The organism is Paenibacillus naphthalenovorans, from assembly GCF_900099895.1.
Taxonomy (GTDB): Bacteria; Bacillota; Bacilli; order Paenibacillales; family NBRC-103111; genus Paenibacillus_G; species Paenibacillus_G naphthalenovorans.
This window is the reverse complement of the sequence record NZ_FNDY01000033.1, coordinates 12,324-36,655: the sequence shown is the minus strand read 5'-3', so window position 1 is coordinate 36,655 and position 24,332 is coordinate 12,324. Positions and strand designations below refer to the sequence as shown.

The following is a 24,332-nucleotide window of genomic DNA, read 5'->3' as shown; positions in this document are numbered from 1 at the left end:
TTAATCAAATGTCAGTTATGTTTAACACTTGCTGCCAAAAGCGACTTTCCGGTCATTTCCTCCGGCTGGGCTACACCGAGCAGGTCCAGCACCGTCGGGGCGATATCCGCCAGAATGCCATCGTTTCTTAGTGTAACACGACTGTCGGTAATAATGAAAGGTACAGGATTGGTCGTATGCGCGGTATTGCGCGATCCGTCCGGATTGGTCACGATATCCGCATTGCCGTGGTCAGCCGTTATCAAGGCAACGCCGCCTTTAGCCAGAACGGCTTCGACCACTTGACCCAGGCAATCATCGGTGGCTTCGACCGCCTTGATCGTAGGCTCAAGCAGACCGGAATGGCCGACCATATCCGGATTTGCAAAGTTTAAGATAATGACATCTTGTCTTTCGGCTTCGATTTCCGCAACGGCCGCCGCCGCAACCTCATAAGCGCTCATCTCGGGCTTCAAGTCATACGTGGCTACTTTAGGCGAGTTGATCAAAATCCGTGTCTCGCCCGGCAGTTCGACATCCCGGCCGCCGCTGAAGAAGAACGTAACATGCGGATACTTCTCCGTCTCGGCGATGCGAAGCTGCTTCAGACCGTTTTGCACCAGCACTTCACCAAGCGTGTTATCCAAGTTCTTCGGCTTATAAGCCACATAACCGCCAACGGTTTCGCTGAATAAGGTCAAGCAGACATAATATAAATCCTTGGGAGCCTTCTCCCCCCGGTCAAAGCCGCGAAAATCGCTGTTGGTAAAGACCTGGGACAGCTGAATGGCGCGGTCAGGCCGGAAGTTGAAAAAGATGACCGAATCTTCCGATTCAACCAAACCGACAGGCGTACCGTCGGGCTTTACGATGACCGTCGGCATAACGAACTCATCGAACACCGAACGGTTATAAGAATCCTTGATCGCGGCCATCGGGTCCTCAAAAGTCGGCCCCTCGCCGTACACCATCGCACGGTAAGACTTCTCCGTACGCTCCCATCGCTTGTCGCGGTCCATCGCGTAGTACCGGCCCTGTACCGTAGCGATTCGTCCTACGCCGAGCTCGGCAATTTTGTTTTGCAGCTGTTCCATATACTTCACAGCGCTGTCCGGAGCTACGTCGCGGCCGTCCAGGAACGCATGAATGTATACGTCCTCGAATTTTTCCTTTTTGCATACTTCCAGCAGGGCAAACAGATGCTCGATATGGCTATGTACCCCGCCGTCGGACAACAGGCCGTACAGATGAAGCTTTTTCCCTTTGTTCCGTGCATGGTTGATCGCGCCAAGGATGGTTTCATTCTCGAAAAATTCGCCTTCCCGAATCGATTTGGAAATCCGAGTTAAATCCTGATACACAATCCGGCCGGCGCCGATGTTCAAATGGCCTACTTCGGAGTTGCCCATCTGGCCCTCCGGAAGACCTACGGCTTCCCCGCAAGCGGTAAGCGTCGTATGCGGAAACTGGTTCCAGTACCGGTCATAATTCGGTTTTTTGGCTTGAGCAACGGCATTTCCCTGGACTTCGCCGCGCAGTCCAAAGCCGTCCAGGATAATAAGGGCTACCGGTTTGGGTCTGGCCATCTTACTTAGCCCCCTCAACCAGCGCGATGTAAGATGCCGGCTCCAGGCTCGCACCGCCCACCAAGGCACCGTCGATGTTAGGCTGCTGCATGTATTCGGCAATGTTGTTCGGTTTCACGCTGCCGCCGTACTGAATCCGTACGGCTGCCGCCGTCTCTTGTCCGTATAAGTTGGAGATCAGCTCGCGGATATAGCCGATCACGTCTTCCGCGTCGGCAGCGGTGGAAGACTTGCCCGTTCCAATCGCCCAGATGGGCTCATAAGCGACAACCACTTGCGCCGCTTGCTCAGCGCTAAGACCGGCGAAAGCCGCCTCTGTCTGCACTTTGCACACGGATTTGGTTTGACCCGCTTCCCTTTCCTCCAGCTTCTCGCCCACGCAGACGATCGGCGTCAAGCCGTGCTTGAACGCGGCATGCACTTTTTTGTTCACTGTTTCATCCGTCTCCGCAAAATAAGCACGGCGTTCGGAGTGACCGATGATGACGTAATCCACACCGAGATCCTTCAGCATGACGCCGCTGATTTCGCCTGTGTAAGCACCGCTGTCTTCAAAATGCAGGTTCTGGGCGCCCACCTTCAGCGAGGTTCCTTTTACCGCTTCCACCAATGCAGGCAGATTCGTAAAAGGCGCGCAAATGACGCTTTCAACCCCGTCGGCCTCAGCCTTGCCTTTGACATCATTTACAAAAGCTACAGCCTCCCGCACCGTTTTGAACATTTTCCAGTTGCCCGCAATAATCGGTTTACGCATGTTTGACTGCCTCCTTACTTATCGTTCAAGGCGACCACGCCCGGAAGCGCCTTGCCTTCCATAAATTCCAAAGAAGCACCGCCGCCCGTGGAGATGTGGTCCATCTTATCTCCGAGCTGGAACTTCTCTACCGCAGCCGCAGAATCGCCGCCGCCAATAACCGTATAACCGGATGTCGTGGCGCAAGCCTCCGCCACGGCTTTGGTTCCGTTCTTGTAAGGCTCCAGTTCGAATACGCCCATCGGTCCGTTCCATACGATCAGCTTGGATTCGGCGATGGTCCGGGCATATAATTCGCGTGTTTTCGGTCCGATGTCGAAGGCTTCCCAATCTGCCGGGATCGCGTCAACCGGAACGACCTTGGTATTCGCATCCGCGCTGAATGCGTCTCCTACCACGACGTCCACAGGCAAAAGGAAGTTGACACCTTTCTCCTTTGCTTTACGCTCAAACTCCAGAACCAGCTCCAGACGGTCGTTATCCACAAGCGATTTGCCGATCTCATAGCCTTTGGCCTTGAAGAACGTATAGGACAAGCCTCCGCCGATGATAATGTTATCCGCGATTTCGATAAGCTTTTCAATCACGGCGATTTTGTCCTTCACCTTCGCTCCGCCCACAATCGCCGTGAAAGGACGATCCGGATGGTTGAGCGCTTTGCCGAGTACTTCCAGCTCTTTTTCCATCAGGAGGCCGGATACCGCCGGCAAATGGTGTGCAATCCCTTCCGTAGACGCATGCGCGCGGTGCGCGGCGCCAAAGGCATCGTTTACGTACAGATCGGCGAGCTCGGCAAAAGCTTTAGCCAGCTCCGGATCGTTCTTCTCTTCCCCGGGATAGAACCGCACGTTCTCCAGCAGGAGCACGTCACCGTCCTTCAGCTTTGCAACCTGCGCCTTCACCGCATCTCCGATCGCTTCATTCGCTTTGGCGACCGGCTTGCCGAGAAGCTCGGACAGACGCTCCGCCGCAGGGGTTAAACGCAGCTCTTCCACAACTTGGCCTTTCGGACGGCCCATGTGGCTGGCGAGGATTACCTTCGCTCCGCGTTCCGTCAAATACCGGATCGTCGGCAGCGTCTCACGGATCCGCGTGTCATCTGTAATTTTACCGTTTTCGAGCGGCACATTGAAATCAACCCGGACAAACACTCTTTTACCGCTTACTTCTACGTCTCGAATGCTTTTTTTACTCATCCTATTCATGCCCTCCAACCGGTTTTATCCTGCCCGCACATAAAAAATGTGGGAATGTCTCCTCATCTGTAAAGAACAGCCCGTCCCGTCATAGTCGGGAGTGCCGCAGAGCGTCAGCCTGCATCTTCGTTTCACGGATTCCTGCTGCCTTGCGGAAACGAATGTTTGGCTAACGCTGCGGGCACACCCTACAGCCCACGATGGCGAGTTTCTTTTAAAAAGATGATCAGAGCATTACCACAATTTTAACATTACAGACCTTTTTTCGCGATAAAGTTTGCCAAATCTACAACACGATTGGAGTAACCCCACTCGTTGTCATACCAGGATACGACTTTAACCATGTTGTCGCCGACCACCATCGTGGACAGAGCGTCGATCGTGGAGGAAGCAGGATCGCCGTTATAGTCGCTGGATACAAGCGGCTCTTCGGAGTAGTTCAGGATCCCTTTCAGCGGACCTTCGGCAGCCTCTCTCAACGCAGCGTTCACTTCGTCGACCGTTACGTTTTTGCTCAATTCAACCACCAGGTCCGTTACGGAAACGTTAGGTGTAGGCACGCGCATAGCCATACCGTTCAGCTTGCCTTTCAACTCCGGCAGAACCAGGGAAACGGCTTTCGCTGCACCCGTCGTGGACGGAATGATGTTCTCGGCAGCGGCACGTGCGCGGCGGAGGTCCTTATGCGGCAGGTCAAGCACTTGCTGGTCGTTTGTGTAGGAGTGAACGGTCGTCATCATCCCTTTTACGATACCGAACTTGTCATTGAGAACTTTCGCAAACGGAGCCAAACAGTTCGTTGTGCAGGATGCGTTGGAGATGATCGTATGGGCGGATGGATCATACTTGTCTTCGTTAACGCCCATAACGATGGTGATGTCTTCGTTGGTAGCCGGCGCAGAGATGATGACTTTCTTGGCGCCGCCTTTCAAGTGAAGCTCCGCTTTTTCTTTCGCGGTGAAGATCCCTGTGGATTCTACGACGATTTCCACGCCGTTAGCTCCCCAAGGCAGGTTCTCAGGATTACGCTCGGCAAACACTTTGATCGATTTGCCGTTGACGATCAATGCGCCTTCCGTAGATTCAACCGTAGCATCCAGTTTACCGTGCGTTGTATCATATTTAAGCAGGTGCGCCAATGTGTGTACGTCTGTCAGATCGTTGATCGCTACGATTTCAACCTCCGGATTGTTAAGAGCCGCACGAAATACGTTACGGCCGATACGTCCAAAACCGTTAATTCCTACTTTTACCATAGTAATTGCCTCCTAAAAATGGTTATGATGTGTCGTCTAACGGCCGCAGGCCGCTGCAACATATGTCAAGACAGGCCGGAGCCTATCAAGATGTCAGTCGTTGTACAATGTATTGCGCCGCCGCTTCATCGGTGATAAGCACATCTTCGTGCCCGTGCTTCAGCACCGAGACAATCGCTTCACCTTTGCTTTTGCCGCCGGCGATCCCGATCACCGTATCCATACGCTGAATATCTTCCATACGGAGCCCGATGGTCGGCATTTTGTGAAGGATGCGTCCTTCCCTGTCAAAATAATACCCGAACGCTTCGGCAAGCGCTCCGTCACGCTGCAGGCTCTCTGTCGTTTCACTATCCACCTTGCGGCGTCTGGCCATGACCATAGCGTCTCCTATGCCGTGCATGACCATCCGCGCCTTGCGGATAAATTGAACAATTTCGGAGATGTGATCATCCTGCATCAGCGATTGATAAGCTTCCTCGCCCAGATGATCCGGCACGTGCAGCAGCCGATAACGGGCTCCGGCCTTCTTGGCCATCGTGGAAGCAATCGTATTCGCCTGAAGCTCCACGCTTTCCCCTAATCCGCCCCGGGCAGGAACGAACCAGCATCCCTTCATTGGATTTGCAGCCGTCAAATGGTACGCGACTTCAGCCAGCGTGGACCCTCCGGTCACGGCAATGACTTCGTCCTCCCTGACCAGCTTGCGGAGTACAGAAGCGCCGGCGCGCCCCAGTTCCTTCTTCGTGTGAGGAGATACGTCCGAATCCCCCGGTACAATAACGACCTGCCTCAAGCCATAATGCGAGCGTATGCGTTCCTCCAAATCGGTAAGTCCGAACAAATCCTTCACCAGCGGTTCGATTTTCTCAAGCAGTTCTCTTCCGGCTGCACTGATGCGCATCCCGGAGGCCTCCACATCGATCAGCCCCTGCTCTTTGAGGAAATCCACTTCCCCGCGAAGCACCCGCTCCGTCATGTTCAATGACAGTGCCAGCGTCCTGCGGCCCACCATTCCGGAAACCAGGATATAGTGAAGTATGGTATACCGCTTCTTCAAGGTATCCACCAAATCAGGGAGAAGCTGCTGTTGAATAGAAAGGATCTCTCTCATGGATTCACTCCGCTCATATATGGACGTTTTTTGTCCCGGTACTGCATTTTTAGTCCCACATCTTCCAAAAAAAGAACTAAGCACTCTCACTTAGCTGAACTTATTATACTTCAATATGTTCCTTGCTTCAAGAGGCTCCCATTCGAATTTTTTCCCATTGGCCTGCAGCCTATTCATTCAAAACTTTTTGATTTATGGAGTTGCATTTATCAGCACGATAGATTATAATAACTTTTGCTGTCACCTTGAGACAACATCCTAATTGTATATGCGCCCGTGGTCCAATGGATATGACGTAGGCCTCCGGAGCCTGAGATCAAGGTTCGATTCCTTGCGGGCGCGTTGCTGTTTTTTGGTTTACAGAATAACGGCTGCCATAATGTTTTGGCATCTTTCGAAATACTCCATCAGGAGTTTTTTTATTTTCTTTGTTTGACCTTTCTTGACCTTTGTTTGATTTTCCGTTATGATGGTTATAGTTTAAATATAAGGAGGCTGCAGCTCATGAGTTTTATTCCTATGGTTGTCGAACCTGACGCAAGAGGGGAACGCGCCTACGATATTTACTCCCGTCTGCTTAAGGACCGCATTATTTTTCTCGGTAGTCCGATCAACGATGTTGTAGCCAATTCGATTATCGCCCAGCTGTTGTTCTTGACAGCAAGCGATCCGGACAAAGATATCCATCTGTATATTAACAGCCCGGGAGGCTCCATCACATCGGGAATGGCGATTTACGACACGATGCAGTTCATCAAGCCGGACGTATCTACGATTTGCGTAGGTTTGGCTGCATCGATGGGAGCATTCCTGCTCGCGGCAGGCGCCAAAGGCAAACGGTTCGCCCTGCCAAACAGCGAAGTCATGATTCACCAGCCGCTTGGCGGCGCCGAAGGGCAAGCCAGCGATATCGAGATCCGTGCAAGACGTATTCTGAAAATGCGCGACAAGCTGAATACCATTTTGGCAGAGCGTACCGGTCAATCCGTCGAGCGTATCGAAAAAGATACGGACCGCGATAACTTCATGTCGGCGGCGGAAGCGGTATCGTATGGCTTGATCGATAAAGTGATCGAGCGCGTGTAACACCGTCGCAATGAAAAAAGTCCTGAACGGCGAATAAGCCGAATCAGGGCTTTTTTATTGGCTTTCAGTCCTTTAAACCAGCTTTTGATTCTCAGCAAAAAAAGACCTTTCCCCACCGCTTTCTGAAAGCGGGAGAAAAAGGTCTTGTTGCGAACGATTATTGCGCCCGATCATCGAGCGGGTAGAAGATCAGGTCGAATGGAAGCGCAGACCCGGCCGGAGGGCTGAATTCAATATCCAACGACTCTTCCTTGCCCGTAGTTTTCGCCAAAATCTGCATACCGTCGAATGCGGTCATCACACCGGAGTAAGGAACCATACGGATTTCACCGTTGATTTTGATCGGCCCCTTAAACACCCCTCCTCTAGGAAGAATCATGACCGCCATCTTCCGCGGTTTATCCGCGTGAATTTTGTACACTACCCCATAGTTGCCGTCGTTGCGCACTTCTTGTCCACGCTGCGGATCATATCCGGGCTGGAACGGATCCGTCTTCCCATCCCCGATAACCAATCGTGACGGCGTAGTAAATGAGCTGGCATCAATGTTCCAGATCAGTTCGGAAACCGGGAATGTGCCGCGGACATGACCGTTATACGCAAGCTTCGGAAGCTGCAATGCATTTTGTGTAATTTCCGGAGCGGTCACGAATGTAAACTGCACCTTTCCGCTTGTTTCCACATCGTAGAACAAATTCACCCCTTGATCGGGATAAAAATCCGGAAATTGCTTATATACAAATGTTTTTTGAGGCGGAATCGTCATCGTCTCGTTAATCGGATCGCCGATCAGGAAATCGACGGTTGCCTCGCTGCCGATCAAATTCGCATAAACGGAAGGCCATACCTCGCCTTTATTCGTCGTTTTGACCGTTACCGGTTTATCAGTCAGGTTGGTTGCCAGAATCGCCAGCGTCATTTTTTCTTTCGTTCCGTTAATATGATCCGCGTACAGACGTCCTTTGCCTTCAACATCATCCTGATACAAAATTCCTTGTTCGGTGAAGGTCTCCGGGCTGTCGCTGACAAGCAGCTTGCGGGAGCGGTCCTCCGTCACCTGCTTCGGCAGTTGGGGAAGTTCCCAGAAATTATTCCACAGTGTGCCCCAATCGGTCTTAATGTAACTGCCCACCGGCTTCGTGTAGATCGGATATTCCACTTTGTTCAGATAGGTTTCATTCGTAATCACAAGGTTGCGGGTATAGGGCTCGCTCTTGTTGCCGTTACGATCCCATACCGTCAGCGTAATCGGATAAGTGCCGGGAGCGAAATAGGCCTCTTCCCTGCCCTGCCACTCGTACTTTGGAAGACCTTCCGCATCCGGGTCGTAACTCAGGTCCACAAATTTGACCGGTTCACCGATCTTGTAGGTCGGCTTGGCAAACGTAAACTTGGCAACGGGGTTTGAATTGCTTGTATCCGGATTGTAAATTCCCCGCGGAGGCTTCGTGTAGAGTACATCGACCCGTTTCAGCTCATCATTGTATGTATATCTCGCCCCCATGTAGTCGGCTAGCCAAGTCAGCTTGATCATCAGCTTACCGTTCACAATCGCAGCCACATCGTCAAAATGCTGCCAGTATCCGTTAATCCACACGGATTTGTTATCAATGTCGAGCATGATATTGTAACCCGGCGTATCCATTTCAATTTGCCGTTTGGATGCAATCCATTCCACTCTCATCCCGAAAGCATCGCCCAAAAACTTGGCGGGAACGAATGTCTTGTCCTTGATGATGGTCGCCGGAGCCTCCAGCGTAACCTGCTCCCCGTTCAGGAAAGCTTCCTTCTTGTTCAGGTAGAGTAATACATAAGTCGTCCCGGAAGATATCGGCGCTTCTTGTTCCGCAGCAGAAGCCATAGGGACCGCTACAAACGACAGCAGCATCGACATGATTAGCAACAAGGCCAATTCTTTCCTTATTCGTTTCATCCTTCTACTCCTCTTTGTGCAGCTCTTTTGGTGCCGTAAGAAAACCACTAACGAACTAGGTCGTCCCTTAATGAGCGACCGTGATTCAAGGGCAGGGTTTCTTGCAATAAAGAAAGTGTTTAACTACGCTGCAAATTTATACTTTCTTTATTATTCTTAAGAAATACTTCTCATCGAAGTCTTTTCTTAAAGCCGGAACGGCAGGGTGGCACAACTCCCCGCTTCACAGGCGAGATGCTGTTTCCGAAACCGCCGGAAAGCCGAGCCCTCATAAGGCTTGTTTATGCGGATGTTTTCAGAAACAACAAAAAACCTTTTCCGGTTATAGCACGTCTATATAGACGCACGGCCCGAAAAAAGGTTGCGCTTTTTTCTGATGAATTTCTGCTTGTCCACCCCAGGTAAAATAAGGAAGCCCGCAAAAGAAAAAGCTTCCTTATCGGAAGCTTGCAGATCTTATTGGTTCTCCAATTCCTCTTTGCTCACCAATGCGACTAAAGCGTTTACAGCCTGTTCTGCGTCCGAACCTTCCGCACTTATGTGGACTTCGGTCCCCGTACTAATGGCAAGGCTCATAATGCCCATAATGCTCTTGGCATTGACTTTCTTCTCGTCTTTCTCCACAAAAATTTCCGAAGAAAACTTATTCGCTTCCTGCACGAAAAGTGCTGCCGGTCTGGCATGAAGGCCTGTTTTTAATTTGACGACTACTGGGCGTCTCGACATGCAACCAATACCCCCTACAATCTTAATTCCCAAAGGATGAAGGGCTGAACGCCCTAAGAGTAATTAAATTTCACCGTCCTATAAAGAAGGATGGTATCCCAAAACGATTCAGAGCGGAAACCTTGCCAAAACGGTAACCGTTCTGCATTCGTTAAAAAGCGATTTTTCAGTTATTATATCATTTTTCATTAGTTTACACTAGAATTATTGATAATTTACACAAAAAATCTACATTTAGACGAATTTCTCACGATTTCCTGAGCTTTTCCGCCAGTTCATCGATTTTTCTTAAACGGTGATTGACTCCGGATTTGCTGACTTGACCCTTCAGCAGATCCCCGACTTCCTTCAAATTCATATCCGGATGCTTCAAACGGATTTCCGCAACTTCCCGGAGCTTCTCCGGCAGATTATTAAGACCGACTTCTTTTTGCAGAAGGCGAATATTATCGATTTGGCGCACCGCCGCACCGATCGTTTTGTTCAAATTCGCCGTTTCGCAATTGACCAGCCGGTTTACCGAGTTGCGCATGTCCTTCATGATCCGGACGTCTTCAAAACGGAGCAAAGCCTGGTGCGCACCGATTAAACTGAGAAACTCGATGATTTTCTCGCCTTCCTTGATGTAGAGGACAAATCCTTTTTTGCGTTCGATACAGCGGGCATTCAGGTCAAAATCATTGGCCAATTGGCACAAAGCCTGACAGTGCTCTTCGTACATCGAATAAATTTCCAAATGATAAGAAGAGCCCTCCGGGTTGTTGACCGAGCCTCCCGCCAGGAAAGCCCCTCGCAGATATGCCCTTTTGCAGCAGCTTTTCTTAATAATATCCTGCTCTATGCCCGGTGTGAACAGAAATCCCTCGGAAACAATCCGCAGCTCCTTTAAAATCTCCTGCACCTGATTGGGAACACGCACAATATATACGTTGTTCTTCTTCAGCCGCATTTTTTTGCGGACCAAAAGCTCCGTATGCACCTGAAACGTCTTTTTGAGAAGCGTATAAATCCGCCTTGCGATGGCGGCATTCTCCGTCGAGACATCCAGTACAATCTTCTGACTGGAAACCTGAACGGCCCCATTCATACGAAGGAGGGACGATAGCTCCGCTTTCTCGCAGCATTGCTCCGACTCCATCAAGGTAAGTTCTTTTTTCGTTTGGGCGGCGAAGGACATGGTAATCACCTCTTCTTGAACATCCAGCTCTCCACCAGTTGATAAATGTGCTGACTTAGCTTTTCCGCATCGTGACGTAAATAAGTTCGGAACAAGACGAGGCGGTCGGCAATGACCTTGTAGCCTTGCTTCGTCACTTCATCCAAATCCAGTTGAACGACCTTTGCGCCTTTTTCGGCATACCGGTTTTGAACCTTCTCGGGAATCTCTTCATTATTCACAATGACATAATCGAACAAATCGTGCCCGACATGATCTCGAACCGCTTTCAAATGGTCGCTCACTTTATAATCGTCGGTCTCTCCAGGCTGGGTCATTACGTTGCAAATAAACATTTTCAACGCTTGGGACGACACAATCGTCTCCGCGATCTCGGGTACCAGCAAGTTCGGCAAAATGCTGGTGTAAAGACTCCCCGGACCAACCAGTATAGCATCCGCCTGCCGCAAAGCCTCCAACGCTTCCGGCAGAGCACAAGCATCAGCCGGTTCGATCGATACGCGGCGGATGACACCGCCTGCCTGGGGAATCTTGGATTCCCCCTTCACAACGGTGCCGTCCTCCATCTCCGCGATAAGTACAATCGACTGATCCGAAGCCGGAAGCACGCGGCCGCGAACAGCCAGAACACGGCTCAGCTCCCGCACCCCGGTAACGAAATCACCGGTAATATCTCGCATCGCCGCTAACATTAGGTTACCCAAACTGTGTCCAGCCAAACCATTCCCTTTATCAAAACGATATTCGAGCAGTTGGCCCAGCAGCGGCTCCACATCCGACAACGCGGTTAATACGTTGCGGATATCGCCCGGCGGAATAATTTCAAGCTCGGAGCGTAAAATGCCTGAGCTCCCTCCGTCGTCGGCCACCGTGACGATAGCTGTAATATCCATGGGCTTCTGTTTAAGTCCGCGAAGCATGACCGACAGACCCGTTCCCCCTCCGATGACAACAATCCGCGGCCTGATTTTTCCCCTCTCATGGACAAGCGTCATTTCTTCACCTCAACCCGATCGCGTTCCGAATCCCGGTGAGTGACTCTGATCACTTCCGTTTCGCTATTGCCCATCATTTTACCTAGATATTCCGCAATCGCAACCGAGCGGTGCTTACCTCCGGTACAGCCGATACCGATGACGACTTGGCTCTTGCCTTCCTTCTTGTACTGGGGAATGAGGAAATGCAGCATATCGAGGAGCTTCGCCAAAAACTCCTGCGTCTCCGTCCATTTCATGACATAATCGTACACTTCCGTATCCTGCCCGGTGTTCGGACGTAAATGCTCCACATAATGCGGGTTGGGCAAAAAGCGAACGTCAAAAATCAAATCGGCATCAATCGGAATTCCGTATTTAAAGCCAAATGAGATTACATTTATAGATATGCTGCCTACCTCTAGGTTGGTGAAACGGGAAACGATCTTTTCTTTGAGCTGGGTTGGCTTCAAATTGCTGGTATCGATCACCTGAGTAGCCAGACCCTTTAGCTCCTCAAGCAGCTTCCTTTCCTGCTGAATGCCTTCCAGCGGCGCTCCTGTCGGAGCCAGAGGATGCTTGCGCCGGCTTTCCTTATAACGCTGCACCAGAACCGAATCCGTTGCATCGAGGAACAATATTTCATGAGTTAAAGTATAATTCTCGTTAATGAACCGAAGCGACTCCGACAGCGAAGTGAAAAACTCACGGCCGCGGAGATCGATCACAAGTGCTACTTTACCGATTCGACCTTTGGATTGCTCAATAAGCTCGGCAAATTTAGGAATCAAGACCGGAGGGAGGTTATCCACGCAGAAAAAACCCAGGTCCTCCAAGCTTTGCACCGCAATGGTTTTGCCGGCTCCGGACATCCCCGTAATGATCACCAGCTTGCCGAGAGTTTGCATTTCTTCCATGGGGTTCTTCTCCTTCCACTGCCCGGAGAAGCCGCAGGACGGCTCGATCCGGGTTTATCCCCGCAGATTAAGGCCGGCAGCGCCAACGACTCCGGCATCGTTGCCTAGAACAGCCGGGACGATGTCCACGCCTTCCTGCGCGGTTACCTGAGTATGCTCTCTGTAGTGTTTACGGATCGCGTCGAACAGGATATCGCCCGCCTTGGATACGCCTCCGCCGACGATAAATCGCTGAGGATTTAAGATAACGGAAACGGTAGCCATCGATTTGCCGAGGTACAAGGCAGCGCGGTTGATAATACGAAGCGCCGTTTCGTCGCCGGTTTTGGCTGCGTCGAACACATCTTTAGCCATGATGTTTTCTACAAGTGCCAAAGAGGTACTCTCGCCGCGTTCCACCGCTTCCTTCGCCATTCGAATAATGCCCGTTGCGGATGAGACGGTTTCCAGACAGCCCTTTTTGCCGCAGCCGCAATCGATAGCCTCAAGGTCGGGAACAATCGCCATATGCCCCAGTTCGCCGGCCATACCGGAAAAGCCTTGGTAAATTCGGCCGCGGATAATGATCCCGCCACCGACACCGGTGCCAAGCGTATAGCAAACGATGTTCGGGATACCTGCGCCTGCACCCGCCCACGCTTCGCCAAGGGCCGCCACATTGGCGTCATTATCGATTTTCACCGATTTTCCAAGCTTTTCTTCAAGAATTTTCTTCACCGGCACATTGCGCCAGCCCAGGTTGGGAGACAGCTTAACGAAGCCTTCGGAAATATCCATGAATCCGGCGATTCCCGCTCCGATCCCTGCAACCTGATCCCATGTATAATCGGACTCCGCCACCAGTTTGCGTACGTACTGCGCGATATTTTCCAACACCACGTCGGCGCCGTGCTCGGTACCGGTCGGCCCTTCGTCTGTGAGCAGCAGCTTGCCCTGCTCATTACATAAGCCCACCTTAATGGAGGTACCTCCCAAATCGACTCCGACGTATACTTGTTGTTCCATGCTTCTTAATCACCTCATAAAAATTGCCAATCTATGTTGTCCAAGACCTTTGGAGACCCGGCTCATATGCACTCTCTCTTGTTCCAACTATAAGCCAACGTCTACAAGAGGTCAAGCGAAGGCTAAAGAAAAAACGCGGAACGAAAGTTCCACGTTCAATCGATTAAAGAGACTGGCTCCAATCGTGTACCATATGCCCTTCAAGAAATTTTTCGCAATCCAGCGCAGCCATACAACCGCTGCCGGCAGCCGTAATCGCTTGGCGATACTTGCTATCCTGTACGTCGCCGCAGGCGAATACGCCTTCCACATTGGTCAAGGATGAACCCGGCTTCGTGATAATGTAGCCCAGCTCGTCGGTTTCGATTTGTCCGCCGAGGAAATCCGTATTCGGCTTATGGCCGATCGCTACGAAGATGCCGTCCGCTTCGATCAATTCTTCTTCGCCGGTTTCGTTGTTTTTCACTTTTAGACCGGTAACGCCTTTATCCCCGGATATAATCTCCAGCGGCGTACGGTTTAAGCTCCAAACAATCTTTTCATTCTCGCGCGCGCGATCCTGCATGATTTTGGAAGCCCTCAGCTCGTTTCTGCGGTGGACGATGCGTACTTCCGTTGCAAAACGTGTCAGGAAGTTCGCTTCCTCCATCGCCGAGTCGCCGCCGCCGACCACGATAATCTTTTTGCCGCGGAAGAAAAAGCCGTCGCAGGTTGCACAGGTACTGACGCCGCGGCCGATGCTTTCCTTCTCGTTCTTAATGCCGAGCAGCTTGGCCGATGCGCCTGTAGAGATAATCAGCGATTCCGCGACAATGTCTCCAAGACCTTCTACGTTGAGCTTGAACGGACGCTCGGAGAGATCCACCTTATTGACCCAGCCGGTTTTAAATTCAGCGCCGAAGCGTTCGGCTTGTTTACGCATATTCGACATCAATTCCGGCCCCATGATGCCTTCAGGAAACCCCGGAAAGTTTTCCACATCCGTTGTGGTGGTCAACTGGCCGCCCGGCTCCGGACCTTCGATAACAAGCGGGTTCAGGTTGGCGCGTGCCAAGTAGATAGCTGCCGTTAACCCGGCAGGTCCGGTTCCGATAACGATTGACTTGTACATATGGTTTCCTCCCAATCGACTGCAACTCTTAAAGCCGCTTCCTTACGGCCGGTTGTCAGCGTATTTTTTCTATACCTTCATATTAAGGTTAAGACTCCAAGCTTGCAAATTTATCAAAGATGGCGTCCATCTTTTCTTTCAATCCGCAGGCTTCATCAATCAGCTTGGCGTTCCTGCTGACGGTAGCTACCGATACGCCGTAGCGATCCGCGGTTTCCTGATAGCTGACAGGGCGTCGGTGCATCTTTGCCGTCAGGTATTCCAGGGCGGCTGCCCAGCCCTCCACTTTCGTGATTTTGGGCACGTTCGGAAATACTCTTGATAAGTATTCTACCCAAAGCGTTTGTAAATCGTACTGCTGCACCATATCGTAGCGGCGGAACATATACCGCATCGCCGTCTCCATCACCAGCTGCCATTTGGGATCCCATATCGGAAGCCCCGGAGCAAAAGGCGACGGGGCCACCGTTGTCTGATTCCCCTCCAGCACGGCCGTCAGCGGTTCTTTCACGCCGATACTGCGAAGAACGAAGATAGCCACCTTCTTCAGATAGTCATCCTCGCCCGGTTGTCCGATAAATTCAAGCAGCGCATCCTTCACCTCGTCATCGGCGATCAAGCCGAACGCTTGAATGACCTGCAGCTTCGTATGCGCATCTCCATGCCGCAACGCCCAGAAAAAGGACGAACGCACCAACGGATCGCGCTTCAGGTGATCCGGCAAGCCGTTCTCCGTACGCTCGATTCCCCGAAACTGCTCCTCAAACGGCATATGATAATGATAGCTGACAGGCGGCTTCACCGCTTCGTCCCAATTCTTATTGAGCAAATTAAGATAGAACCTGGGAATTTCCGAACCGGGGTCGAACTTCGCCGCCTGCCGCCACCAGCGCTCAGCTTCCTCATAGCGGCCCGTATTGTATGCGGCTACGGCGGTATAGTGACACAAGCAAGGATCCGGACCCGTTTCGCCGGTTTTCAACAGACGCTTGAACAGCAAATAAGCCTTCTCATGCTCGTTCAAAATCCCCATAGTGGTCGCCAGCTTAAACGCATGATCCTGATGGAAAGGATACGTTTTGCGCAGCACTTCAAGCAGCCCGGCCAGACCCGCCTTATCACCGAAATGCTGGTAAAAAATCGCCAGATTGCACAACGCATGCAAATTGCCCGGCTCCAGCTCCAGCACTTGACGAATCATATCAACCGATTTTTCAAAGTGTCCCATGTAATAATAGGCCAACGCAAGGTTATTGCGCGCAGCTATGAAGTCGGGATGCTTGCGGATAATTTTCTCCAGCACCCGCACCGCTTCCGAAAAACGGCCCTCCTCCAGCATCGAACGCGCCCGGTCGTGCTCGAACAGCCCTTCCCGGCTCTTGATCGTCGTCAGCTTGGTGGGACGGTCGAGCTCGTAGCTGAGCAGCTCCATCATTTCTTCGGATTCTTCCAGAAACTGTCCGTTGGGGTCATTCTCCAGGTAATGGATAATCGCTTCTTCGGCCAGCTCGTAATTCTCCATATTGGCAAAATTGTTCGCCATATAAAAATAGCATTCCGTCATCGTAGGGTCGATCCGATCAAGCACATGCTGCAAAATGCGGTTGGATTCCTCATAATTTCCCATCTCGGACAGAAGCCCGGCCAGATTGCAATGATTCACCGGGTTTTCCGGTTCATATTCGGCCGCGCGACGAAAATACTTCAATGCCTTATCATAATGATAACGGTCCAAGGACTGAACGGCTTTTTCGAAAAAGAACGTGGCATCCATTTTCATCGGTACGATATTGCTGTGCTTGGGCGTCGCACGTTTTTTCTTCCCCATAGTAATAAGGCACCTCCGTAACCCGACCGGAATTCATGAGAAACCCTTCCTGAATATTCATTCCCAAAGTGCTCTCTAAATCGCCGGAGTAATATTGATTCTTAAGTATACCACAAGATGACCCCAAACTGTTAGTTCCTGTTTGTCGGGGTCATCCAGTAAATGTATTATAAGTTATACACCGCCATATTTAAACAAAGAGCTGAGCGATCCGCCGGACATGATGATGTTGATGGCATCCGACAGCAAAGTGGCCACGGACAATACTTGGAACCGGGCCGAATGATCTTCCGGAATGGCGATGGAGTCCGTAATCACGCATTCCTTGATGTTCGGATGATCCAGACGCTGCAGCGCCGGTCCGGAGAACACCGGGTGTGTCGCACACACGTAGGCATCGTTCGCCCCGCGCTCCTTGAGGCCTTCGACAACGTTGACGATCGTCGTTCCCGTATCGATCAAATCCTCAATGATGATCGGGGTTCTTCCTTCAACTTCTCCGATGACATGCGTGATAACCGCTTCGTTGTGAGCGGGTCTTTTTTTGATCATCATAGCGAACGGCGCGTCAAGAATGTTGGCCATTTTCTCTGCAGTCGTCGCCCGTCCCGCATCCGGCGAAACGATGATCGGATTGGGAATGTTTTTCTTCTTAATGTAATCACTGATCAAATCCAGTGCCGTCAAATGGTCCACCGGAATGTTGAAAAAGCCTTGAATGGCCGGAGCATGCAGATCGATGGTGATGACGCGGTCCGCACCGGCTGTAGTCAGCAGGTCCGCCACCAGCTTCGCCGAGATCGGTTCCCGGGGCGCCGCTTTTCGCTCTTGGCGGGAATAACCATAGTAGGGAACGACAAGATTGATCGTTCTCGCCGATGCCCGTTTGGCGGCATCCATCATAACGAGAAGCTCCATGAAATTCTCATTGATCGGATGGGAAAAGGTCTGCACTAGGAACACGTCGCAATTCCGGATGCTTTCCTCATAGAGACAGTAGATTTCCCCGCTTTTGAAACGGGACAGCTTGATCTGGCCGAGCGGTACATCAAGCTCCTTGCAAATGCGCTCCGCCAATCTCGGGTTGGACGAACCCGAAAAAATCTTCATTTTGTCGCTGTACATGGTTACCTCCGCTTTGTGCTTATGTTACGTGGGTCATCAAACGACGCCGCAAGTATTGAAAAAAATGGTATTTTACATCATTTTAATAAAGCTACTACCCTATTATACATCATATTAGGGGAATCCAATAGGCATCATTAGCCGTTTCCGGCCTTTAAATGTGGCTAATTCTTTAAAACCGACATCACGAAGCAGATCCACCGCCTGATCCAGATACTGTCCCAGCCGCTCCGGCTGGTGAGCGTCCGAGCCGATCGTGAGCGGAATTCCCAGCTCCAGCGCATATTCCAGCATCCGGCGGCTTGGAAACATTTCGTTGACCGGCATACGCAGACCGCTGGCATTCAGCTCGATGGCCATGTCTTGTGCTTTTACCGCTTCCAAAACTTGGCGTTCGAGGTGCTCCACGCTTTGCTCCGGCTTGAAGCCGAACCTCTTGATCACGTCAATATGCCCGATATAATCATAAAAGCCTGTCCTGACGGCTTTACCTACTGCATCATAGTACTGTTCGTACACCTCGTAGGCGTCCCTCTGCTTCCAGCCGTCGGTTTGCCTGTAGTCGGTAATGTCCCATTCACCCAAAAAATGCACGGACCCGATAACGTAATCCCAGGGATACGCTTGAATGATCCGCTCGATGTCAGCCTCGTAGCCTTCGATATAGTCTCCTTCGAGCCCTACACGAATGTCAATGCGGTCTTTATATTTCTCCCGCAGCATGAACGCTTCCTCAATATATTTCGGCAGTTCTTCCATCGGCATGGCCATGCCGGGATAATAGGCGGCTGGATCTACGTGCAGCAAGGGCATGTGATCGGACAGCCCGAGCTGGGTGAGTCCGATCTCAATGCCCTTCAGCACATAGTCCTCCAGTTCACCCGACGCATGGCCGCATCTTACATGGTGCGTATGATAATCAATGCGCATAGAGCGATTCTCCTTGCCCGGCCAGCGGTTCCATGTTCTTCCGCTGAATTGCCGTTAGGTTGTTCTTCCAATGAGCTTTGATCCCAAGCTTATTTACTTGTTGTGACGGCGGTCCAGCTCTTTCATCAGCTCATCCAGCGGCAGCTTTCTCTCGCGGAGCAGCACCAGGAGATGGAAAATCAGATCGCTGGCTTCATAACGCAGCTCGTCGTTGTCCCGGTTTTTAGCTGCGATGATGACCTCCGCCGTTTCCTCGCCGACCTTTTTCAAAATCTTGTCGACGCCTTTCTCGAACAGATAGGTCGTATAGGCCCCTTCCGGACGCTCGGCATCGCGCTGTGCAATGACGGATTCCAATATGCCCAGCATCGCGAAGCGGTCCTTCACGACTTCTTCATCAGACCCTATCTTCTCCGCCTGCCCGGCCAAAACGCCGACGCGTACATCGTGCTGAAAACAGCTGTAGCGTCCCGTATGGCAAGCCGGACCGGTTTGGTCCACCTGCACCAGCAGCGTATCTCCGTCGCAGTCGTACTTCAGCGATTTTACCTTCTGGATATGCCCGCTTGTAGCGCCTTTATGCCACAGCTCCCCGCGCGAACGGCTCCAAAACCAGGTTTCGCCCGACTCCAGCGTAGCTTTCAGCGAATCCTTGTTCATATAGGCCATCATCAGCACCTCTTTGCTGGCCGCATCCTGAACGATGGCCGGCACCAGGCCGCTTCCGTCCCATTTAATCGCCGCTAACAAGCTTTCCAAGTTATCCACCGACGTTTGTTGTCCACTCATCGGATCTCCACTCCTTTATTTCTAAGGTCGTCCTTAACCTCTTCAATCGTTATTTCTTTATAATGGAAAATCGTCGCAGCCAGCCCCGCATCCGCTTTGCCTTCTGTGAACACCTCGTAAAAATGCTCCTTCCTGCCCGCTCCGCCCGAGGCGATGACAGGAATCGTCACCAGCTCCGACACCGCCTTCGTCAGCGGGAGGTCAAAGCCGTCCTTCGTACCGTCCGCATCCATGCTTGTGAGCAAAATTTCTCCAGCCCCGAGCTGTTCGATCCGCTTTACCCACTCCAGCGCCTTGATGCCCGTACCGTTCCGTCCGCCGTGTGTAAATACCTCCCACTCGCCCCATTCGGCATTGTATCGGGCGTCAACGGCCACCACGATGCACTGCGAGCCGAACCGGCGCGCACCGTCGGACACGAGCTGCGGATTTTTGACTGCAGCCGTATTGATGCCGATTTTGTCCGCGCCCGCTCTTAGCAGCCGCTTCATATCGTCCACACTGGAAATCCCGCCTCCTACCGTAAACGGAATCGTGATTTCACCGGCCGTTTTTTGCACCACTTCAACCATGGTGGCACGGCCTTCATGCGAAGCCGAAATATCGAGGAACACAAGCTCGTCAGCCCCCTCGCGGTCATAGATCGAAGCCAGCTCTACCGGATCACCGGCATCGCGCAAATTCACAAAGTTAACTCCCTTGACGACCCGGCCATCCTTGACGTCAAGGCAGGGAATTATCCGTTTGGCCAGCATACCCCGCACCCCTTTCTCTGCCGTAAAGCCGCCTCGCTCTCCGGCGGGCGGCAATCGTTGAATCAGCTTATACCAGGCTTTGCGCTTCCTCCAGCTTAATGCTGCCAGTATACAGCGCCTTCCCGACGATCGCGCCGCCGACTCCCTCGGACGCGTACTGTACAAGACGCTTCAAGTCGTCGTATTGGCTGACGCCTCCAGACGCAATCACCGTTTGTCCGGACACCTTGGCCAAGTGGACGATCGCTTCCACGTTCGGTCCGCTCATCATGCCGTCACGGGAAATATCCGTAAAGATAAACGTGCGGGCGCCTTCCCGCGCCAGCTCCACGGCAAGCTCATCCGCTTTCACCGCAGACGTTTCCAGCCAGCCGCGCGTCGCGACATAGCCGTCGCGCGCATCCAGACCAATGGCCACCTTATCACCGTGCTTCGCGAGTACGCGGTTCACAAAATCACGGTTTTCAATCGCCGCCGTACCGAGAATAACACGTGATACGCCTAGCGAAAGCACGTGATCCACGTCCTTCTCCGTGCGCAAGCCGCCGCCGAGCTGCACCGGCACCTGAACGGACTTTGCGATTTCGCCGATCAGCTTGTCATTCACGGGATAGCCCGCCTTGGCTCCGTCAAGGTCGACCAAATGAATCCATTTCGCCCCTTGCGATTCCCAGGCCTTGGCCACTTCTAGCGGATTTTCATTGTATACCGTTTCCTGGTTATAGTCCCCTTGAATCAGACGAACACACTTGCCGCCGCGAATATCGATCGCGGGATAAATAACAAATGAAGACATGGACGTTCCTCCATCTCAGAGTCTTATAGGGTACAAGCCGCCATCAGACATTCGTGCTTCGCTGTATGGCAGCCTGATTGGCTACGTTGCAGCCTGTTTCTTGACGCACATATTCAGAAAGTTGCCGAGCAGCCGCATGCCGACAGCCCCGCTTTTCTCGGGGTGAAACTGCATGCCGTACACGTTGCCGCGGCCGACAATAGCCGTGACCTCCTGATGGTAATCGGTCGTCGCAAGCAGGTCTTCCTTCCGCTCGGGAAGCACATGGTAGGAATGGACGAAATACACATGGCCTTCTTCCAAACCCTGAAGCAGCGGATTCGACTGCTTGAACGACAGCTTGTTCCAGCCCATGTGCGGAACCTTGAAGCTGCCCTGGAAGCGGACGACTTCGCCCGGCAGCAGGTTCAATCCTTCATGCACGCCGTATTCCTCGCTCCTGCTGAACAGCAGCTGCATGCCAAGGCAGATCCCCAGCAGAGGCTTTCCGCTTTGCGCGTAACGTTTCACCGCTTCATCCAGCCCGGCATTGCGCAGATGCTCCATCGCATCGCCGAACGCGCCTACACCGGGGAGGATGGCTCCTTCCGAATCCAGCAGCTCGCGCTCGTCCGCCGTCACCAAGGCGCTGTAGCCAAGACGCTCCACCGCCGAACGGACGCTGTGCAGATTGCCCATTCCGTAATCGATGATCGCGATCATGGCTTACAGTACCCCTTTCGTGGACGGAACGCCCTGCACGCGCGGGTCGATGCTGGTCGCTTCGTCCAGAGCGCGGCCAAGTGCCTTAAAGACCGCTTCGATCATATGATGCGTATTGTGCCCGTAATGCACGATAACGTGCAGCGTAATCCGGGCCTCCAGCGCAAATTTCCACAGAAACTCATGTACCAGCTCCGTCGTGAAGCTGCCCACCGTTGCCGATGGATACTCGGCGCGATATTCCAGATGGGGACGGTTGCTGATATCGATCGCCACCTGAGCCAGCGCTTCATCCATCGGAACAAACACGCTTGCGTAGCGTTTAATTCCTTTTTTGTCGCCCAGCGCTTCACGCAGCGTCTGTCCGAGGCAGATGCCGATATCCTCTACCGTATGGTGATCGTCGATTTCCACATCGCCCCGGGCGTCCACCCTGAGGTCGAATTGGCCGTGCTTCGTAAACAAATCGAGCATATGGTTCAAAAACGGTACATCGGTCTCGATCTCGGATACGCCCGAACCGTCGACAGAAAAAGCCAGTTTAATGTCCGTCTCATTCGTTTTGCGCGCGATTTCAGCCCGGCGCCCCGCTGCCTGAAAGTCTTGTTCAGCCACGAGTATTCCCTTCTTTCTCCAAACGAATTTGAATTGCCCGCGCATGTGCATCCAGCCCCTCATGACGGGCGAGCGAAATAATTTGACCGCCGTCCCGCAGCAGCGCTTCCTTGCTGTAATAAATGACGCTCGACTTCTTTATGAAATCGTCCACGTTAAGCGGTGACGAGAACCGTGCCGTGCCATTGGTCGGCAGCACATGGTTCGGTCCGGCAAAATAATCGCCTACCGGCTCGGAGCTGTAAGGCCCAAGGAAGATCGCTCCCGCATTCTCGATCCGGCTTAAATATTGAAACGGTTCCCGCACGATAATCTCCAGATGCTCCGGCGCCAAGCGATTGACTGCATCAATCCCCTCTTCAAGGTCAGATACCGTAAGAATCGCGCCATAATCGCGAATCGATCTCGCGGCGATCTCACGCCGCGGCAGCTCGTTCAACTGGCGTTCCACCTCTGCGCGGACCGCTTCGGCCAACGGCTCCGATGTCGTGATCAGAATGGCCGAGGCCATCTCGTCGTGTTCCGCCTGAGAGAGCAGATCCGCAGCTACGTAGGCCGGATCCGCACTATCGTCGGCCAGCACGACAATTTCGCTCGGCCCGGCAATGCTGTCGATATCTACGGCGCCGAACACATACCGCTTGGCCAGAGCTACATAAATATTGCCCGGCCCGACGATCTTGTCCGCGGCTCGGATCGACTCCGTCCCATAAGCGAGCGCAGCTACGGCCTGAGCTCCGCCCACGCGGTAGATTTCGCCGACGCCCGCTTCCGCCGCCGCTACCAGAATATGCGGGTTGATGCCCACAGCCCCTGCGGTGGCCGGCGGGGTCACCATCACGATCTCCGGCACTCCCGCGACCTGTGCAGGAATGGCATTCATCAGCACCGAAGAAGGATAAGCCGCCTTACCGCCCGGAACATACAAGCCGACCCGCCTCAGCGGACGGATCACTTGGCCGAGGATGGTGCCGTCGGCCTGCAAATCCATCCACGAGGAACGCATCTGCTTCTCATGGAATTTTCGAATATTCACTGCGGCCGCACGAATGGCCGACAAAAACTCCTCGTCCACCTCGTTGTAAGCGGCCTCGATCTCCTCTTTCGTCACGCGCAGCTCGTCCACGCGGACACCGTCAAACTGCTGCGCGAATCTCCGCAGCGCCGCATCCCCGTCGCGGCGCACCTCTTCGATGATCTGCCGGACGCTCTCGTTCTGCTCGGGGGAGCCGTACTCGACCTCCCGCTTCAGTGAAAATTTCGATGCAGGCATAATTCTCATGTTCCCTGCCTCCTTCTGACAATTCGTTGCGGATGATGGGATGGTTATCCCTTTGCCGTCACCGCGGCGATCACCGGCTGCAGCCGATCGCACAGCCCTTGAATAGCGGCATTTTTCATCCGGTAGCTTACCCGGTTCGCAATCAAGCGGCTTGTGATCTCAAAAATCTGCTCGTGCTCTGCCAGACCGTTTTCCCTTATCGTTCCGCCGGTTTCCACCATATCTACAATCCGGTCCGCCAATCCGATCAATGGAGCCAACTCAATGGAGCCGTTCAGCTTGATCACCTCGACCTGCTGTCCCCTTTCGCGGAAATACTGCGAAGCCACGTTCGGGTATTTCGTCGCTACCCGGGGATTCAGCACAGGCTTCCAGTCCGGCAGCCCGATCACGGACATGCGGCATCGCGCAATGCCGAGATCCAGGAGCTCATAGACATCCCGGTTTTCCTCCATCAGCACATCCTTGCCGACAACTCCGATATCTGCAACGCCGTACTCGACGTAAGTGGGTACATCGACCGGCTTCGCCATAATGAATTCCATCCGCGCTTCCGGTACGGCGATAATCAGCTTGCGCGAGTCATCCGCATCCTCGGGAATCGCTAAGCCCGCTTCGCGGAACAGCTTGGAGGCCTGTTTATAGATACGCCCTTTGGGCATCGCTACTTTTAATAAATCCTGCATGCGTATCGCC

23 protein-coding genes and 1 tRNA gene are annotated in these 24,332 nt (G+C 52.6%); 2 read left to right on the top strand and 22 right to left on the bottom strand.

Annotated elements, in window-relative coordinates:
• Window positions 1-11 precede the first annotated feature (11 nt).
• From gpmI to BLT35_RS21755, 5 genes are all read right to left on the bottom strand, one after another.
• Window positions 12-1,565 carry a 2,3-bisphosphoglycerate-independent phosphoglycerate mutase gene (gpmI, locus tag BLT35_RS21775; RefSeq protein ID WP_062410056.1) on the bottom strand — a complete coding sequence of 518 codons (1,554 nt, stop codon included), beginning with the start codon at window positions 1,563-1,565 and terminating at the stop codon, window positions 12-14.
• 1 nt (window position 1,566) lies between these two features.
• Entirely contained in the window at window positions 1,567-2,319 is a 753-nt protein-coding gene (gene tpiA, locus BLT35_RS21770; RefSeq protein ID WP_074729720.1) for a triose-phosphate isomerase, read from the bottom strand.
• Between the two features lie 14 nt (window positions 2,320-2,333).
• Window positions 2,334-3,515 (bottom strand): phosphoglycerate kinase, encoded by a 1,182-nt coding sequence (locus BLT35_RS21765; RefSeq protein WP_074729719.1) that lies wholly within the window; start codon window positions 3,513-3,515, stop codon window positions 2,334-2,336.
• Window positions 3,516-3,766: 251 nt separating this feature from the next.
• On the bottom strand, window positions 3,767-4,771 hold the full coding sequence (gene gap / locus BLT35_RS21760; RefSeq protein ID WP_062410059.1) for a type I glyceraldehyde-3-phosphate dehydrogenase: 1,005 nt from the start codon (window positions 4,769-4,771) through the stop codon (window positions 3,767-3,769).
• An 85-nt stretch (window positions 4,772-4,856) separates the two neighbouring features.
• Entirely contained in the window at window positions 4,857-5,885 is a 1,029-nt protein-coding gene (locus BLT35_RS21755) for a sugar-binding transcriptional regulator (protein ID WP_054819206.1), read from the bottom strand.
• Window positions 5,886-6,155: 270 nt separating this feature from the next.
• Between BLT35_RS21755 and BLT35_RS21750 the strand changes: the two genes are divergently transcribed.
• Together BLT35_RS21750 and clpP are read left to right on the top strand one after the other, a co-directional pair.
• Window positions 6,156-6,227 (top strand) — tRNA-Arg (locus tag BLT35_RS21750).
• Window positions 6,228-6,389: 162 nt separating this feature from the next.
• Complete coding sequence (gene clpP, locus BLT35_RS21745) at window positions 6,390-6,971, top strand: ATP-dependent Clp endopeptidase proteolytic subunit ClpP (protein ID WP_062410060.1); 582 nt, start codon at window positions 6,390-6,392, stop codon at window positions 6,969-6,971.
• 157 nt (window positions 6,972-7,128) lie between these two features.
• Here clpP and BLT35_RS21740 read toward each other — a convergent pair whose 3' ends face one another.
• The 17 genes from BLT35_RS21740 to hisG all read right to left on the bottom strand — a co-directional run bounded on the left by BLT35_RS21740 (window position 7,129) and on the right by hisG (window position 24,322).
• A complete protein-coding gene (locus BLT35_RS21740; RefSeq protein WP_062410061.1) occupies window positions 7,129-8,904 on the bottom strand; it encodes a stalk domain-containing protein in 1,776 nt (591 codons plus the stop codon).
• A 456-nt stretch (window positions 8,905-9,360) separates the two neighbouring features.
• On the bottom strand, window positions 9,361-9,630 hold the full coding sequence (locus BLT35_RS21735; RefSeq protein ID WP_054819201.1) for an HPr family phosphocarrier protein: 270 nt from the start codon (window positions 9,628-9,630) through the stop codon (window positions 9,361-9,363).
• A gap of 247 nt (window positions 9,631-9,877) precedes the next feature.
• The gene (gene whiA / locus BLT35_RS21730) at window positions 9,878-10,807 is read right to left on the bottom strand and encodes a DNA-binding protein WhiA (protein WP_074729718.1); all 930 of its coding nucleotides are present in this window, start codon (window positions 10,805-10,807) and stop codon (window positions 9,878-9,880) included.
• A 5-nt stretch (window positions 10,808-10,812) separates the two neighbouring features.
• Window positions 10,813-11,802 carry a gluconeogenesis factor YvcK family protein gene (locus tag BLT35_RS21725; RefSeq protein ID WP_054819200.1) on the bottom strand — a complete coding sequence of 330 codons (990 nt, stop codon included), beginning with the start codon at window positions 11,800-11,802 and terminating at the stop codon, window positions 10,813-10,815.
• Entirely contained in the window at window positions 11,799-12,698 is a 900-nt protein-coding gene (rapZ, locus tag BLT35_RS21720; protein WP_074729717.1) for an RNase adapter RapZ, read from the bottom strand. The genes BLT35_RS21725 and rapZ overlap by 4 nt, the downstream gene beginning before the upstream one ends.
• Before the next feature lie 54 nt (window positions 12,699-12,752).
• Window positions 12,753-13,703, bottom strand: coding sequence for an ROK family glucokinase (locus BLT35_RS21715; RefSeq protein ID WP_074729716.1), 951 nt, complete (start codon window positions 13,701-13,703; stop codon window positions 12,753-12,755).
• Window positions 13,704-13,866: 163 nt separating this feature from the next.
• Window positions 13,867-14,814 carry a thioredoxin-disulfide reductase gene (gene trxB, locus BLT35_RS21710; RefSeq protein WP_054819198.1) on the bottom strand — a complete coding sequence of 316 codons (948 nt, stop codon included), beginning with the start codon at window positions 14,812-14,814 and terminating at the stop codon, window positions 13,867-13,869.
• An 88-nt stretch (window positions 14,815-14,902) separates the two neighbouring features.
• Window positions 14,903-16,642, bottom strand: coding sequence for a tetratricopeptide repeat protein (locus BLT35_RS21705; protein ID WP_062410066.1), 1,740 nt, complete (start codon window positions 16,640-16,642; stop codon window positions 14,903-14,905).
• Window positions 16,643-16,816: 174 nt separating this feature from the next.
• Complete coding sequence (locus BLT35_RS21700) at window positions 16,817-17,767, bottom strand: ribose-phosphate diphosphokinase (protein ID WP_062410067.1); 951 nt, start codon at window positions 17,765-17,767, stop codon at window positions 16,817-16,819.
• Window positions 17,768-17,881: 114 nt separating this feature from the next.
• Window positions 17,882-18,697, bottom strand: coding sequence for a histidinol-phosphatase HisJ (gene hisJ, locus BLT35_RS21695; protein WP_062410068.1), 816 nt, complete (start codon window positions 18,695-18,697; stop codon window positions 17,882-17,884).
• A gap of 93 nt (window positions 18,698-18,790) precedes the next feature.
• The gene (gene hisIE / locus BLT35_RS21690; RefSeq protein WP_062410069.1) at window positions 18,791-19,486 is read right to left on the bottom strand and encodes a bifunctional phosphoribosyl-AMP cyclohydrolase/phosphoribosyl-ATP diphosphatase HisIE; all 696 of its coding nucleotides are present in this window, start codon (window positions 19,484-19,486) and stop codon (window positions 18,791-18,793) included.
• Window positions 19,483-20,241, bottom strand: coding sequence for an imidazole glycerol phosphate synthase subunit HisF (gene hisF / locus BLT35_RS21685; RefSeq protein WP_062411077.1), 759 nt, complete (start codon window positions 20,239-20,241; stop codon window positions 19,483-19,485). The genes hisIE and hisF overlap by 4 nt, the downstream gene beginning before the upstream one ends.
• Window positions 20,242-20,308: 67 nt before the next feature.
• Entirely contained in the window at window positions 20,309-21,037 is a 729-nt protein-coding gene (gene hisA / locus BLT35_RS21680; RefSeq protein ID WP_074729715.1) for a 1-(5-phosphoribosyl)-5-[(5-phosphoribosylamino)methylideneamino]imidazole-4-carboxamide isomerase, read from the bottom strand.
• 81 nt (window positions 21,038-21,118) lie between these two features.
• The gene (gene hisH / locus BLT35_RS21675; protein WP_074729714.1) at window positions 21,119-21,739 is read right to left on the bottom strand and encodes an imidazole glycerol phosphate synthase subunit HisH; all 621 of its coding nucleotides are present in this window, start codon (window positions 21,737-21,739) and stop codon (window positions 21,119-21,121) included.
• A 3-nt stretch (window positions 21,740-21,742) separates the two neighbouring features.
• Window positions 21,743-22,399, bottom strand: a complete 657-nt coding sequence (hisB, locus tag BLT35_RS21670; protein WP_217437490.1) for an imidazoleglycerol-phosphate dehydratase HisB — start codon at window positions 22,397-22,399, stop codon at window positions 21,743-21,745.
• Window positions 22,347-23,636: a histidinol dehydrogenase gene (gene hisD / locus BLT35_RS21665; protein WP_054819195.1), complete on the bottom strand. Its 1,290-nt coding sequence runs from the start codon at window positions 23,634-23,636 to the stop codon at window positions 22,347-22,349. The genes hisB and hisD overlap by 53 nt, the downstream gene beginning before the upstream one ends.
• A gap of 44 nt (window positions 23,637-23,680) precedes the next feature.
• Window positions 23,681-24,322, bottom strand: coding sequence for an ATP phosphoribosyltransferase (gene hisG, locus BLT35_RS21660; protein WP_062410074.1), 642 nt, complete (start codon window positions 24,320-24,322; stop codon window positions 23,681-23,683).
• Window positions 24,323-24,332 lie beyond the last annotated feature (10 nt).

Excerpts from the sequence above, each read along its gene's own strand:
- hisJ (WP_062410068.1), bottom strand. The coding sequence starts at position 18,697 with ATGCGCATTGATTATCATACGCACCATGTAAGATGCGGCCATGCGTCG.
- BLT35_RS21725 (WP_054819200.1), bottom strand. The coding sequence starts at position 11,802 with ATGACGCTTGTCCATGAGAGGGGAAAAATCAGGCCGCGGATTGTTGTC.
- clpP (WP_062410060.1), top strand. The coding sequence starts at position 6,390 with ATGAGTTTTATTCCTATGGTTGTCGAACCTGACGCAAGAGGGGAACGC.
- trxB (WP_054819198.1), bottom strand. The coding sequence starts at position 14,814 with ATGTACAAGTCAATCGTTATCGGAACCGGACCTGCCGGGTTAACGGCA.
- BLT35_RS21715 (WP_074729716.1), bottom strand. The coding sequence starts at position 13,703 with ATGGAACAACAAGTATACGTCGGAGTCGATTTGGGAGGTACCTCCATT.
- BLT35_RS21755 (WP_054819206.1), bottom strand. The coding sequence starts at position 5,885 with ATGAGAGAGATCCTTTCTATTCAACAGCAGCTTCTCCCTGATTTGGTG.
- BLT35_RS21740 (WP_062410061.1), bottom strand. The coding sequence starts at position 8,904 with ATGAAACGAATAAGGAAAGAATTGGCCTTGTTGCTAATCATGTCGATG.
- hisA (WP_074729715.1), bottom strand. The coding sequence starts at position 21,037 with ATGTCTTCATTTGTTATTTATCCCGCGATCGATATTCGCGGCGGCAAG.
- rapZ (WP_074729717.1), bottom strand. The coding sequence starts at position 12,698 with ATGGAAGAAATGCAAACTCTCGGCAAGCTGGTGATCATTACGGGGATG.
- hisF (WP_062411077.1), bottom strand. The coding sequence starts at position 20,241 with ATGCTGGCCAAACGGATAATTCCCTGCCTTGACGTCAAGGATGGCCGG.
- hisIE (WP_062410069.1), bottom strand. The coding sequence starts at position 19,486 with ATGAGTGGACAACAAACGTCGGTGGATAACTTGGAAAGCTTGTTAGCG.
- BLT35_RS21735 (WP_054819201.1), bottom strand. The coding sequence starts at position 9,630 with ATGTCGAGACGCCCAGTAGTCGTCAAATTAAAAACAGGCCTTCATGCC.
- hisH (WP_074729714.1), bottom strand. The coding sequence starts at position 21,739 with ATGATCGCGATCATCGATTACGGAATGGGCAATCTGCACAGCGTCCGT.
- gap (WP_062410059.1), bottom strand. The coding sequence starts at position 4,771 with ATGGTAAAAGTAGGAATTAACGGTTTTGGACGTATCGGCCGTAACGTA.
- gpmI (WP_062410056.1), bottom strand. The coding sequence starts at position 1,565 with ATGGCCAGACCCAAACCGGTAGCCCTTATTATCCTGGACGGCTTTGGA.
- hisD (WP_054819195.1), bottom strand. The coding sequence starts at position 23,636 with ATGAGAATTATGCCTGCATCGAAATTTTCACTGAAGCGGGAGGTCGAG.
- whiA (WP_074729718.1), bottom strand. The coding sequence starts at position 10,807 with ATGTCCTTCGCCGCCCAAACGAAAAAAGAACTTACCTTGATGGAGTCG.
- hisB (WP_217437490.1), bottom strand. The coding sequence starts at position 22,399 with ATGCGCGGGCAATTCAAATTCGTTTGGAGAAAGAAGGGAATACTCGTG.
- BLT35_RS21765 (WP_074729719.1), bottom strand. The coding sequence starts at position 3,515 with ATGAGTAAAAAAAGCATTCGAGACGTAGAAGTAAGCGGTAAAAGAGTG.
- BLT35_RS21700 (WP_062410067.1), bottom strand. The coding sequence starts at position 17,767 with ATGTACAGCGACAAAATGAAGATTTTTTCGGGTTCGTCCAACCCGAGA.
- tpiA (WP_074729720.1), bottom strand. The coding sequence starts at position 2,319 with ATGCGTAAACCGATTATTGCGGGCAACTGGAAAATGTTCAAAACGGTG.
- BLT35_RS21705 (WP_062410066.1), bottom strand. The coding sequence starts at position 16,642 with ATGGGGAAGAAAAAACGTGCGACGCCCAAGCACAGCAATATCGTACCG.
- hisG (WP_062410074.1), bottom strand. The coding sequence starts at position 24,322 with ATGCAGGATTTATTAAAAGTAGCGATGCCCAAAGGGCGTATCTATAAA.